The sequence below is a fragment of the Mesorhizobium sp. M7A.F.Ca.MR.245.00.0.0 genome (genome assembly GCF_003997415.1).
Taxonomy (GTDB): Bacteria; Pseudomonadota; Alphaproteobacteria; order Rhizobiales; family Rhizobiaceae; genus Mesorhizobium.
Genome location: NZ_RZTE01000019.1, coordinates 61,828 through 74,774 on the forward strand (window position 1 = coordinate 61,828; position 12,947 = coordinate 74,774).

Here is a 12,947-nt window from a genome sequence, read left to right on the forward strand (position 1 = left end):
CTGACGAAGCGGTCTGCAACTTCAACTCTACCGCATGATCAAACATTTTCAAACAAAAATATGTTTGCAGTGTTCGAATTTATTGGTATGCATCTCAATATTAACAGAACGCGTTCCGCCACCAAGCAGAGAGAATACGACCATGCCGGCTGCCTCCGTCATTCCTCCAGTGCTTGCCGAACTCGCGGGCAAGCGTGCCTTTGTGACGGGTGGCGGCGCGGGGATCGGTCGCGCGATCGCGACCGCCCTGACGCGGCAGGGTGTCGCCGTGGCGATCGGCGATCTGGATCCCGACGCGGCGCGCAAGGCGGCCGAGGAGATTGGCGGCGGTGCCGCCGCCGTCACGGTCGATGTTCGCCGTCGCGATTCCGTCGAGGCGGCCTTTGCCACTGTGCTGGAAGCGCTAGGCGGCTGCGATATCCTGATTGCCAATGCCGGCGTGTCCACCATGCAGCACGCGCTCGATCTGACCGATGAGGAGTGGGACTTCAACTTCTCGGTCAATGCGCGCGGGGTATTCCTCGCAAATCAGATCGCTGGACGGCATTTTGTCAAGCAAGGCACAGGCTGCATCATCAACACCGCCTCGCTTGCCGCGAAGGTCGGTGCGCCGCTCCTGGCGCATTATTCGGCATCCAAGTTCGCCGTGCTCGGCTGGACGCAGGCCTTTGCCCGCGAGCTCGCGCCCAAGGGAATCCGCGTCAATGCCGTCTGCCCGGGGTTCGTCAAGACCGGCATGCAATCGCGCGAAGTCGAATGGGAGGCGCATCTGCGGCAGGTCACGCCCGAACGGGTGGTCGCCGACTATATCGCGCAGACGCCGCTCGGCCGGCTCGAGTTGCCGGAGGATGTCGCCGACGTCGTCGTGTTCCTCTGCTCGGATCAAGCCCGCTTCATGACTGGCCAGGGCGTCAACGTGACCGGCGGCGTCTACATGACCTGACGGCTTTTGGCGGCTGTAACCGGATCCTGATGCTGGCACGCGCCAACCAAAAAAGTGAACACATATGATCAGAAGGCAGGCTTTCAATGTTATATTTTGTTCTCTAAGATGACCGTTCGCTCGACTTCGGCCTTCGGCGTTCAGCCGGGTCAGACGGGTTCATGAGGAAAGTCTATGGCGTCTATCGAGCTCGATCGCGTTTCCAAGCTCTACGGCAATGGCAATTACGGGGTGCATGAGGTCGATCTCACCATTCCCGATGGCGAATTCGTGATCTTTCTCGGCCCGTCAGGATGCGGCAAGTCGACGACGCTGCGGATGATTGCCGGCCTGGAGAGCATTTCCTCCGGCGATCTTCGCATCGGCGGCAAGAGCGTCGCCAATGTCGCGCCGCGCGACCGCAACGTCGCAGTGGTGTTCCAGAGCTACGCGCTCTATCCGCATATGTCGGTGCGGCAGAACATGGCCTTCGGGTTGAAGATGCGCGGCACCGACGCCGCAGTGATCGATGCCAAGATTGCCGACGCCGCGAACCTGCTCGGTTTGCAGAATCTTCTCGGCCGCAAGCCGGCAGCGCTTTCGGGCGGCCAGCGTCAGCGTGTCGCGCTCGGCCGGGCGATCGTTCGCGAACCGGAGGCCTTCCTGCTTGACGAACCGCTGTCCAACCTCGATGCGCAGCTGCGTGCCGAGATGCGGCTCGAACTCGTCAAGCTGCACCGACGCCTCGGCCGCACCATCGTCCATGTCACGCACGACCAGGTCGAGGCCATGACCATGGGCGATCGCATATGCATCATGCGCGATGGTCGCCTGGTCCAGGCCGGCCGGCCGCTTGAAGTCTATGCCGACCCGGTCAACACCTTCGTCGCGCGCTTCCTAGCGACGCCGCCGATGAACCTCATTCCGGCCACGCTTCAGGCCGCACCTGGCGAAGGGCTCTCCGTCCTGACCGATAGTGGTGCCGTGCTTGCCGTCCCCGCCTGCCACCGCAACGCTTATGGCGAGCGTGTCGGGCGCCGCGTCATTCTGGGCGTGCGGGCTGAGGATTTCCATGAAAGCCCCGACAAGCCGGACTGGCAGAAGATTGCCGTACGGGTCGTGGCCGTCGAGGCTCTCGGCGCCGAGAACGTCCTGATCGGCCAGATTGCCGGTCAGGCCACCGGCACGGACGATGCCCACCCCGCCGGGGGCGACAAGCCGTTGGAGATCGCCGCCCGCCTGAGCCGTTATTTCACGGCGCCCGTCGGCTCGATCGTCGAACTCTACATCGACCCGCTGCCGATGCACCTGTTTGATCCCGAAACCGAACTGGTCATCGCGCGGCCGAGCCTCATGAGGGCCGCTCAATGACCAGCATGGACAGAAACGAACGGCCTGCCTTTCGCCGCCGCTTCGGCCTGCATTTCGGGCTGATTGTCGTTTGCGCCATCGTGCTGCTGCCGCCGCTCTGGGTGCTGCGGACGAGCTTCGTGCCCGAGCAGCTATCCTACAGCAACGAGCTAATGCCGGCCTTTACGACGGATAATTATTCGGCGCTCCTGTCGAGCCGCTTCGGTCAGTCCTACCTCAACAGCCTGATCGTCGCGCTCGGCTCGGTTCTGCTCGCATTGCCTTTTGCCGCCACCACCGGTTATGCCTTCGCCCGCTTCCGTACGGGCGGTCGGTGGGCGCGTTTTGCCGTTCTGGCGACGCAAATGCTGCCGCCCGTGGCGCTGGTGCTGCCGACCTTCACGCTGTTCCGAAGCCTGGAGCTCAGCAATTCGCTGACCGGGCTGATCATCGTCTATGCCGCGCTCAACCTGCCTTTCCTGACCTGGATCCTGATGGGCTTCTTCGAAGGCATTCCAGTCGATCTGGAGTGGGCGGCGATGACCGACGGCGCGACCGCCTGGGGCGCCTTCTGGCGCATTGTGCTGCCGGTGTCGATGCCCGGTATCGCGGCCGCCGGCGTGCTCGGTTTCATCCTGGCGTGGAATGAGTTTTTGTTTGCCCTGGTTTTGAGCGGGCCGAAGACGGCGACCATACCGGTTGCGCTCGCCGCGTTGCAGACCTCGAACGGCGTTCAGATCGCCAAGGTTTCTGCCGGCGTCGTCCTTGCCATCCTGCCGCTGGTCGTGGCGTCTCGCTTCATCCAGCGTTTCATCGTCCAGGGCTTGACGTTCGGCAGCGTGAAATAGGCCGGCCGCTCCGAGAGCCGACATGGCTCGCTAGCCGGTTATGAAATCGTGGCGGGATCACCGCCGCGTCCAGAGGGAAAGAGGAGTAGAGAGTTATGACTTGGAACAAGCAGACCTTGATCAAAATGCTGATGACGGCCTTGAGCGGGGCAGCTGTTGTCAGCGCATCGCTTCCGGCCAGGGCGGCTGAGCCCATCACCTTGCACGCCTTGATGGAGGACGTGCCGGAAACCAAGATCATCGAAGCGCTGTTGCCCGAATTCGAGAAGCAGACCGGCATCAAGGTCGAGTTCGAGAAGATCGGCTATCCCGACATGCACGACAAGCTGGTGTCGCAGCTGACCGCGCCGCAGAGCTACTACAATGTGCTCGAGGTCGACTTCCTGTGGGCCGGCGAATTTCCGGCGGCCGGCTGGCTCGCCGATCTGAAACCTTTCGTCGAGAAATCCAAATACGATCTGAGCCCCTTCATCCCCTCGACGCTTGACCTGCTCGGCCGGACCAAGGACCAGCTGTTCCTGGTGCCCATGTACAACTACTCGATGGGCCTCCTCTACCGCACGGACCTGATCGGCGACGAGAAGCTCAAGGCCGCCTACAAGACGGCAACCGGCAAGGAACTCGCTTTGCCGACGACGCTCGAAGACTATGTGGCGATTTCCAAATTCATGAAGGCCAATGCCGGCGTCGCCGGAGCCGCGATGCAGGGCCAGCGCGGCGATCCCAACAGCATGGAATTCTCCAACTACCTGTTCTCCGCCGGCGGCAGCTATCTCAATGCCGACGGCAAGGCGAGCCTCGACACGGCAGAGGCCAAGAAGGCGCTCGATCTGTATGTCGACAACATCCAGCATGGCGCCCAGCAGGGTGCCATATCGGCGACACTCGATGACACCATGCGCCTGATGTGCAGCGGTTCCGCCTTCAGCATGGTCACCTATTGGTGGATGCTGCCGCAGATGGACGATGCCGTGAAGTGTCCGACGGTCGCCGGCAAGGTCGGCCTGTCGGTGATGCCGGGTGGCCATGGCGAAAGCGGCGGTTGGGGCTGGGGCATTCCCAAGAACACGACGCCGGAAGAGCAGGAAGCCGCCTGGACCTTCATCCAGTGGGTGCAGAGCAAGGAAGTTTCGGTGAAGCGCGCGCTCGAGGGCCACGCACCCGTGCGCAGCGATGTCTATGCCGATGCGGCGGTGCTGGCGAAATATCCCTTCTACAAGACCGCCGAGGATGTGGTGGCGACCGGCAAGTCGTTCCCGATCTTCACCTATTCGGCGCAATACGAGGATCTGCTCGGTACCCAGCTGTCGCTGGCGGCTGGCGGCCAGGCGACTTCGGAGGCAGCGCTGAAGGCGGCTTCCGACGGCCTGCAGGGGCTCCTCGACAAATAGCGGTCCGGCTTGGCAAGGAGATTCGGCGCGGCGGTGTCAGCCGCGCCGGATCTTGTCCAGACCCCGGATATTGACGAGATCAGCAACGCCACCCCGACCAAGGCTCGGCCACGATGCACAATGCGATCAAGAAAGGATGGGCTGCCCGTGGCCGCGAGTGGCGGACCGGCTGGGCCTTTGCCTTGCCCGGCCTGCTGCTGCTGGCGATCGTGATGGGCTTTCCGCTGGCCTATGCCTGCATCCTCTCGATCTCCTCGATGACCTTGATCAAGCCGCAGCTTCTGCCGCTTGTCGGGTTCAAGAATTTCGCCTCGATGATCGGCGATGATCTGTTCTGGAACGCGCTCTGGCTCACCGTGCGCTATTCGGCGGTGACGGTGGTCGGCGAATTCGTGATCGGGCTCGGCATCGCCCTGATGCTCAACCGGACGGTCCGGATGAAGCCGGTCTATTTCGCGGTTCTGACCATTCCCATGGCGATGTCGCCGATCAGCGTCGCTTTGATCTGGCGCATGCTGCTCCAGCCCAATCTCGGCATCGCCAATCATCTGATGGAAACGTTCGGCCTGCCGCGCCTCGACTGGCTAGGCACGCCAGGCATGGCGCTCTGGACGATGGCGGCGATCGACATCTGGCAGCAAATGTCCTTCGTCGTGCTGATCCTCGCCGCGGGGCTCGCCGCTTTGCCGCGAGATCCCTATGAGGCGGCTGAAGTGGATGGCGCACGCGGCTGGCAGCAATTCTTCTACATCACCCTGCCGATGCTTCGGCCGGTCGCGGCGATCACCATCATCATCCAGCTGATCAACGAGTTCCGGACCTACGATCTGCCTTATGTCTTGACCAAGGGTGGGCCAGGCAACGCGACCGAAGTCCTGAGCTTCTTTGCCTATCGCCGTGCCTTTCTCGGCCTTTCGCTCAACGAAGGCGCGGCAGCCGCCTTCGTGCTGCTGCTGATCGTCCTTCTGCTCACCGTGATCTTCTTTGCCGTCCTCGAACGCTCGCAATCGGGAGAGGGCCGGAAGTAGGGCCGTTAAGCCTTGAGCAATCTATACGGCCTATCCTGGCTTGCAGATTGTCGAGGGAACATGAAACGCAAGCCGCTTCTGCTTTTCGCCTTTCCGTTTCTCATTCTGGCGGTCCTGGCAGGGGAGCGCATGGCGACCTTGTTGCTGGGCGCCTATCCGGCCAGCCCCACCGCATGGTGGCTATGGCTTGAACTGCGCCCACTGTCGACGGTGCTTTGGCAGCAGGTCGATGTCTGGCTGGGCGGCTCCATGGTTATCGACGCCGTCATTCTTGCCGCGGCAGCGATCGTCTGCTGGGTGGCGTGCCACGCCAAAAGGTCGGCATCCTCGTTCCTCGCCAACCATGTCGCCTTGATTTTCGCTGGCCTGATGATCGCCGTCGGCAGCCATTCGGAAACGGCAAGCACGATTGCCGAATTCACCTCGCCCAAGGGTCTTCCGTATTCGCTGGCCGTCGATTTCACCTTGAAGAACAGCCTGGTGCTGCTTTTGGGCATCGTGGCCTGTGCCTACTGCCACATCGCCTTCCTCACCGAGGCGCGGGAGCGGTCCGTCCGGGCCATCCGCATCCTGGCGCTGCAGCGCGATCTCTAGAGCAATGGCGTCTAGTTGATCCGGCGATAATAGACCTTGCCGTCGGGCTGCTGGATGCGCTGGTAGTTGGAGCTTGGGGCAGGGGGCGAGGCCGACGCGATTCTCCTCCTGGGTGCGGGCGCTTCGATGACGCCGGGTTCGCTCTCGCCGTCGAGCGCTTCGGGTGCTTGCGTCAGCGTGCTGGTGGCGATCTCGGACGGTTCTTCCGCACCCGGCATGGCCTCGCCGCCAGCAACCGGCATAGTCTGCCCCAGCCGGGCAATGCCGGCATCGATCTCGTTGAAGCTGCCTTGCAACTGGCTGTCCAGTTTCTCGAACCGGCTCTGAAAACCGTTGTTGACCGTGTCGAGCCGGGCCGCGATCCGCTGCTCGAACGCGCCGAGCTGCTCCAGCCGCGCCTCGACGAAACGCAGGTCGCTCATGCCCCGATAGAGATAGACCGCGGCCGCCATGTTGACCGCGGTGATCAGAAGCGCGCCACCGGCGACGATGACGCCGATCGTCTTTGCCTTGCTGAATTTCTCGGTGGCAACCGGTTCGCGCTGTTCCTGGTTTCCGATATCGATCGCCGGCATGTCCGGTTCGCTGATCATCGTCATTGGACCACCACCTTTGCGCCGACCGCGACGCGTTCGAAAAGATCGATCACATCCGTGTTGGTGAGACGAAAACAGCCCGACGTCCCATCGAAGCCGACACCCGACGGGTCGTTGGTGCCGTGTATGCGGTAGAGCGTGTCGCGCCCGTCCCGCGACAGGTAGAGCGCCCTTGCGCCGAGCGGATTGTAGGGGCCGGCGGGCACCATTTTCGGCAGCTCCGGCTGGCGGGCGCGCATTTCCTGCGGCGGGCGCCACTCCGGCCATTCGGTCTTCGCCCCGACCTTGACGATGCCCGTCCAGCCGAACCCGTCGCGCCCGACGCTGATCTGGTAGCGCAGCGCCTGGCCCTGGCGGGTCACCAAGTAAAGCGCCTTCTCGTCCTTGCGGATGACGATCGTGCCCGGCTGCTCGGCGGTTCTAAAGGCAACGGCCTTGCGCAGGCTGGGTCCCATCGCCGGCAGCGGCGGCCGCTCGGAAAGCGCCGATCGCGCCTCGGCGAAGTCGTGGACGGACAGCGCCAGCGCCATGCCCAGCACGCAGGCGCCGGCGAGCTTCGGGGTCCGATATCTATCGGGCAGCGTCATCGAGCCGCTCTTTGAACATCCGCTTCAGATCCTTGTTGAAGCGCGCCCGCCCATCCACTTCGGAAGGCGGGATGGCCCTGTTCAGCGCGTCGGTCAGGAGCGCGTTGTCGAGCGCGACCGACTTGATGTGCGGCGCCTTGAAGATCTTTTCGAGCTCGCTGCGCGAAAAATGGTTCCCGAACCATTTGCGCTTGTGCTTGTTGGCGACCAGCGTGATGCTGACCGCATTGCCGCGCAGCTCGCGGATTTTCTTGTAGAGCCGCTTGCCTTGCCGCAGCGACGCGACATTGAGTTCGAAGACGATGAAGATCTCGTCGCTCGTCGACAGCACGGAATTGTGCCAGGGCGTTTCCAGATTGGGCAGGTCGATGACGATGTCGTCGAAGCGGTAGGCGACGAGGTCGAGCAGCCGGAAGACGAAATCGCTGCCATGCGGCTCGAACGGCAGTTGCGGCCGCTCGAATGCGTAGAGGGTGAGGCCGGACGGGCGCGACAGCTTGATGACGTCCATCAGCTCGACATCGAGCCGCTCCGGCTGGCCGATGATGCCGGCAAGGTCGAACTGGTTGAACAGATTGAGATAGGCGCCGCAATTGGCGCTCTGGAAATCGAGGTCGACGAGACAGGTGGACGCCGCGCGCTCCGCCGATTTCGACGCCAGGAATTCGGCCGCCGACAGCGCCAGCGTCGTGGCGCCGGCGCCGCCGCTGGCGCTGATGAAGGTGATTATCCGGCTCTTCGTTCCCTGGTTGCCGGTGTCGTGGAAGGTCACCGCATTGAGCAGCTCCTTGCCGTCGAGCGGCTTGTGCAGCCAGTCCGAGGCGTTCATGCGCACCAAAACGCGCGTCTGCTCCGAGCTCAGCTCGTCGGAAACCGCGATCAGCGGCACGCTGGCCCACAGCGCGCGCGCCTCGACGATGCCGGCCCTGCCGAGCAGCTCGCCATTGCCGAGATCGAGGATGACGATGCCCGGCCGCGTATCGGCCGGCGGCCCCTTGAGGAAGTCGCTCGTCTCGGAAACCCTGACATCATAGATCGCCAGCGCATCGAGCCGCGTCGCCACCTCGCGCTTGAAATTCGGATCCGACGAAAACAGCGCCACCTGCTTGCGCTTGGTCGGGGTAACCTTGGTGCTGATGGCATTCATGGCGTGTACGTGCTTTTCATGTCTTCGCCCGTGACCGTGCTCAGCATGGAGGGCATGGTGATGGTTCCGAATCCGAGAAATCCGGCCAGAAAGAAGAACTGGAAGGGATGATTGGTGATGCTGACTGTAATGGTCGGCACCGGCCCCTCGGGCCGCGTCCAATAGCCGAGACCTGACGCGGCGTATTCGATCCGCACCTGCGATTTCTCCAGCATAGGCAGGAAGTCAAGCATTCCGGCTCGGTGGGCGGTGCCGTCATAGATCGCATCGAACGCGGCCTGGTTCGCGTTCTCGGGCTTGCAAAGGCCTCCACCGATACTGCAGCAAGCGACGCCTGCTGCACTTGCCGTGCATAGATAATCATACGTGCCGGCCGGCACCGCAGTCCCCACTTTAGTGACATCGCTCTGCGTCAGCGCCTCAGAGGGAAGCCCGATAGCGACAGGAGTAGAAATCTGCGCAAGTCTTGCGCCGGCTTGCACCGCCTTGTTTCCAGCGTTCCATTGATAGAAGGCGTAGCCGAAATCGACGAACCCGAGCAGAAGCGTTAATAGCAGTGGCATTGCAATGGCCATTTCGACCATTGTTGTCCCAGACAGGTCCGAGCCGAATTTCCTTGCCATCACCATCCGACGACACGCTCCTGATGCGATGCGGTGATGTCGATCGTTCCAAAACCTAGGAAATCCCAAAAAACGACGCCGCTGTAAGGCAGCGCAGTGCTGACTTGAACGACATCAACCGTGCCGGTGCTGCTCAGGTAAAGCTGTGTTCCACTGCCGTCGACCGCCGCAGTGGAGGTCTTGCCTACAGTGATTTCTGCCGTGGTCCATCCGGTGACCCTGGCGCTGCCGCCGGTGACGGCGCCATTCACTGCGAGGTTCTTTCCCAACGCGACACAATTGTTCCAGGTGCTGTCGCTGCAGCGCGCCATATAGCGCGCCGCATCTTCCACACCCGCCGAGAGCAGTAGGCGCGTATTCAAGATGTTTGAGAATTCAAAGACTCCCGCTGACAGCAGCAGCACCAAGGGAACGGTGATGGCGACTTCTACCAAGGCGGCGCCACCTTGGTCGCTCTGGAACCGCTGGATGATTCTACCCAATCTGGTCATGTCGACTCTACCGATACAATTGGGCTTCGTTTCGAAATGCTTTGTCTACAAGGGTGTTGTTGGCAAACCCTCCGTCGACGTCGACGATCTCCAGGCTGATAGGCTTTTCGCCGGCCGTGGAATCCTCATCGTCCTTGCTGTTGTCCTGCTTCGCAATCGGAGTGTTGACGAACACGCTGGCATAGCCGTCCGGTTTAATCTGGACATGACCATTGATCTTGGCAGTGTTCGCGATGCAGTCGATGATCGCCATGTTTAGGAGACGCCGGTCTGGGCTATCGGTCGGAGCCTGGCTGCCCTTATAGCATTGTGGTGTGCCGACCTCCTTGGTCGGATTGTTCGACTGGTCTTCTACCAGACCGGGGTGGTCGATTTCGTATCTGTACACGTCGTAGCGGGAGGCTGGCTCACTCGTAACCCCAGTGGGGTTGGTTTTCGAAGGGACGTTCACGTAATTGGTTTTGTGGTTGGCAAGCCAGTATGCGCTCCAAAAGCCCTGGCTGGTGATCTTGTCCGACTTTCCTTTTGTATAATTGGCACCGGGAGGAAGAGGTAACGCCGACCCATCGGAGACGGGAGAATACTTGTTGCACATGTTGCTCTTTTGCCCCTTCCGAACATTCGTCGAGGGCCGATACGCGAAATTCTTGTCCTGGCTGTTCAGTGAACCGCTGTAGATGGCGAACCGGGTGTTTAGCCCAGTATTGACCTGACCCAAGGTGACGCCGGTTTTCGTAGTGATGGCGTTTCGGTTGTAGCAAGTGCCTGCCGTTCCCATCGCTATGGCGTCACGCAGCGAGGTTAGATTGTTGTCGAGCAGTCCAAAGTTCCCAGGGCCTGGGTTTTCACCGGCATTGACCTTCAGGATCTGAACCTCGCGGCTGTAAGTATCCCCTGATGCAAAGGCCTGCTGGATCGTCTTGCTGGTCAACGGGTCGGTCGTTTCGAACGGGTTGCACATGAAAAGCGGCACGGTTTCGCAGATCGACTGAACGAACCCTGCCACAGCCTGTGGCTGGATATCGAAGGTGTCCTTACTGCCGATAAAGCTAGCCGGAAAGATTGTCGCAAAAGCACCGGCACCGTCCGCCAAGCCAGAAGCGTTCACTGTCACCAGGGAGAATGTCACCGCTTTAGGGTCGGTGCTTGCCCAGTTGACACCATTGGCGTCGACACCGGCGGCACTCAAAGTGATGCTGTCGTCGGCAGGTATTCCGGTCAGATATGTGACGGTCACATCAGCCACTGCGAGCGTGTGGTCGTGAGAGGTAGGATCGTCAGATGTCGAAAACTTGGTTTTGTTGGTGAGTAGGGTGGTCTTCGCCAAGTTGGCGCGCGTGATCGAATCTGCTCTACCATCCAGTTCCGCAGCGGTCGCGAGCGCAAGCGCATCGACACCTTTCTGCAGATCGTTGTGCAGTCCGTTGGCCCGGCTCATATCGATGGCCAGAACGGCGAAGCCGATAAGCACCGGCAGCATGATAGCCACGAGAATCATCGCGACGCCGCGTTGATCGTTCCAGAAGGCACGAATGGTCCCCAACATGACCTTACTCTCTGCTTTCCTGCGCCAGAGCCCCTCGCATGCCCGGCGCCCTCCGCATCCTTCCGTTCAGTTCACTGCGTTTTTGCACCGCCGACATTGACCGTGATGGCCGGTGGCGGTGGTGGTGGCGGTGGATATTTGTACCCCTGAGCAACGGCGGCGGCGCGCGCGCCGTCGCCTTCGATCTTCGTATTCCTTGCGTTCGGATTGAGCGGATCGACCGTCTGCAGCATCGAATTGAATTTCTGCGAGTCGCCGGCGGCCAGGGTCACCGAATCATAGTGGTTCAGATAGTCCGCGGCGCAGCCCGACAGCGCGCTGGCGCACAGGAGGAGGATCAAGGCGCTATTTCTTGACATAGAGCATCTTGTCCTTCGATTTGAAGTCGAGCATGTGGCCATAGGGGCCGGTTACGCCTTCGCCCAGTTCATATTTGCGAACCATGTCCTTGGTCACTTCAAGCTGGCCGAGCACGAAGAATTCAGGATCGTTGGCAGGCCGTGTCTTGTCGAACGGCGTCGCCAGCTGCTCGCCGGGCTTCACCGGCCGCACGATGTGCGGTGTGACGATGACCACCAGCTCGGTCTCTTCCTTCTGGTTGCTCGAATTCCGGAACAGCGTGCCGATAACCGGCACCTGGCCAAGCCACGGCACCTGCTCCTGCAGCTTGGTGGTCTTGCTGGACAGAAGCCCGCCGACAGCGAAGCTCTGGCCGTCGCGCAATTCGACGACGGTGTCGAGTTTGCGGTTGGTGAAGATCGGGTCGCCCGCGGTGGTGAAGCCGGTCAGGTCGCTGACCTCCGGCGCCAGCTTCATATGAATCTTGCCGTCGTCGAGTACGACCGGCGTGAACAGCAGATTGACGCCGAATTGCTTGTACGTGACGGTTACCTGACCATCATTGCCGACGACACGGATGGGCACTTCGCCGCCGGCGTTGAAGCTGGCCGGCTCCCCGGACAAGGTCGTGAGATTTGGGTTCGCCAGGGTGCGCACAACGCCCTTGGCTTCCAGCGCTTCGATGATCAGGTCGACCTTGATGTTGCTGTCGATGACGCGCGTGATCAGCGCTGCGAAAGGATTGGTGTTCGACAGCAGGCCACTAAGCAGCCCCCCCGGTCCGAGCACGACATTGTCCTCGTCAACGGCAGCAACCCCGGTACCGGTACGGGTTGTGCCATTGCCGTTGGTGCTCCTGATCGACACGCCGAGATCGCGGCCGGCATTCCGCTTGGCTTCCAGCACGCGCACTTCGAGATTGACCTGCTGGCTGTCGTCGACGATGACGGAGTTGATGATTGCGTCGGGCCCATACTGCTGTGCCACTTCCAGGATCGCTGCCAGCGTGGCGCCATCCTTGACATGGCCGCCAAGCCTGACCTTGCCATTGACTGAGCCGATTTCGATGCGCGACTTCGGCGCCACCTGGCGGATCGCCTGCGCCATGTCGCTGACATCGACGCCGACCTCGATCTGGAGGGCGCCAAGCGAACGCTTGTCCGTGGAAAACAGATTGACAGTGGTGGTGCCGGCGCCCTTGCCGATGACATAGAGCGTACGGTCGGTCATTGGCTGTGCATCGGCGATCTTCTCGTCGCCGACGACGATATCGCCCAGATTTGCACTCACCTGGATTGTCACCGATTGCGACATCGGCAGGAAAACGCGATGGACGCTAGGGGTCGACACGTCGATGAAACGGTCGGCCGCATCGGCCGCCAGGCCGGACAGCAGCAGCGCTGCCAGACAAGGCAACGCGGCCGCCACCGCCATCCTCAACCAAGACCCCTGCATCCCCGTCTCCCCAGTTACTGCCGGTGGCAG

At 61.5% G+C, this 12,947-nt stretch carries 14 protein-coding genes; 6 read left to right on the forward strand and 8 right to left on the reverse strand.

All coding sequences use genetic code 11. The annotated features are described in order from the left end of the window. The first annotated feature begins 142 nt into the window (after positions 1-142). The 6 genes from EOB80_RS19785 (at position 143) to EOB80_RS19810 (ending at position 6,133) form a co-directional block, all read left to right on the forward strand. Positions 143-943 carry an SDR family NAD(P)-dependent oxidoreductase gene (locus EOB80_RS19785; RefSeq protein WP_127329227.1) on the forward strand — a complete coding sequence of 267 codons (801 nt, stop codon included), beginning with the start codon at positions 143-145 and terminating at the stop codon, positions 941-943. Between the two features lie 174 nt (positions 944-1,117). Further along, positions 1,118-2,293 carry an ABC transporter ATP-binding protein gene (locus EOB80_RS19790; RefSeq protein WP_127329127.1) on the forward strand — a complete coding sequence of 392 codons (1,176 nt, stop codon included), beginning with the start codon at positions 1,118-1,120 and terminating at the stop codon, positions 2,291-2,293. Next, positions 2,290-3,120, forward strand: coding sequence for a carbohydrate ABC transporter permease (locus tag EOB80_RS19795; RefSeq protein WP_013530271.1), 831 nt, complete (start codon positions 2,290-2,292; stop codon positions 3,118-3,120). Before EOB80_RS19790 ends, EOB80_RS19795 begins: the two co-directional genes overlap by 4 nt. A 95-nt stretch (positions 3,121-3,215) precedes the next feature. Continuing rightward, positions 3,216-4,511, forward strand: a complete 1,296-nt coding sequence (locus EOB80_RS19800; RefSeq protein ID WP_127329129.1) for a sugar ABC transporter substrate-binding protein — start codon at positions 3,216-3,218, stop codon at positions 4,509-4,511. 113 nt (positions 4,512-4,624) lie between these two features. Beyond that, entirely contained in the window at positions 4,625-5,539 is a 915-nt protein-coding gene (locus EOB80_RS19805; protein ID WP_127329131.1) for a sugar ABC transporter permease, read from the forward strand. A gap of 60 nt (positions 5,540-5,599) precedes the next feature. Further along, positions 5,600-6,133, forward strand: a complete 534-nt coding sequence (locus EOB80_RS19810; protein ID WP_127329133.1) for a hypothetical protein — start codon at positions 5,600-5,602, stop codon at positions 6,131-6,133. A gap of 11 nt (positions 6,134-6,144) precedes the next feature. Here EOB80_RS19810 and EOB80_RS19815 read toward each other — a convergent pair whose 3' ends face one another. The 8 genes from EOB80_RS19815 to EOB80_RS19850 form a co-directional block, all read right to left on the reverse strand. Then, positions 6,145-6,732: a hypothetical protein gene (locus tag EOB80_RS19815; protein WP_127329135.1), complete on the reverse strand. Its 588-nt coding sequence runs from the start codon at positions 6,730-6,732 to the stop codon at positions 6,145-6,147. Further along, positions 6,729-7,316 carry a L,D-transpeptidase gene (locus EOB80_RS19820; RefSeq protein ID WP_127329137.1) on the reverse strand — a complete coding sequence of 196 codons (588 nt, stop codon included), beginning with the start codon at positions 7,314-7,316 and terminating at the stop codon, positions 6,729-6,731. The genes EOB80_RS19815 and EOB80_RS19820 overlap by 4 nt, the downstream gene beginning before the upstream one ends. Then, the gene (locus EOB80_RS19825) at positions 7,300-8,463 is read right to left on the reverse strand and encodes an AAA family ATPase (protein ID WP_127329139.1); all 1,164 of its coding nucleotides are present in this window, start codon (positions 8,461-8,463) and stop codon (positions 7,300-7,302) included. Before EOB80_RS19825 ends, EOB80_RS19820 begins: the two co-directional genes overlap by 17 nt. After that, positions 8,460-9,092, reverse strand: coding sequence for a TadE/TadG family type IV pilus assembly protein (locus EOB80_RS19830; protein WP_127329141.1), 633 nt, complete (start codon positions 9,090-9,092; stop codon positions 8,460-8,462). Before EOB80_RS19830 ends, EOB80_RS19825 begins: the two co-directional genes overlap by 4 nt. Next, positions 9,086-9,577 carry a TadE/TadG family type IV pilus assembly protein gene (locus EOB80_RS19835; protein WP_127329143.1) on the reverse strand — a complete coding sequence of 164 codons (492 nt, stop codon included), beginning with the start codon at positions 9,575-9,577 and terminating at the stop codon, positions 9,086-9,088. Before EOB80_RS19835 ends, EOB80_RS19830 begins: the two co-directional genes overlap by 7 nt. A gap of 7 nt (positions 9,578-9,584) precedes the next feature. Then, complete coding sequence (locus EOB80_RS19840; protein WP_127329145.1) at positions 9,585-11,123, reverse strand: pilus assembly protein TadG-related protein; 1,539 nt, start codon at positions 11,121-11,123, stop codon at positions 9,585-9,587. A 71-nt stretch (positions 11,124-11,194) separates the two neighbouring features. Then, entirely contained in the window at positions 11,195-11,464 is a 270-nt protein-coding gene (locus EOB80_RS19845) for a hypothetical protein (protein WP_245466394.1), read from the reverse strand. Between the two features lie 4 nt (positions 11,465-11,468). Further along, positions 11,469-12,917 carry a type II and III secretion system protein family protein gene (locus EOB80_RS19850; RefSeq protein ID WP_127329149.1) on the reverse strand — a complete coding sequence of 483 codons (1,449 nt, stop codon included), beginning with the start codon at positions 12,915-12,917 and terminating at the stop codon, positions 11,469-11,471. Positions 12,918-12,947: the final 30 nt, after the last annotated feature.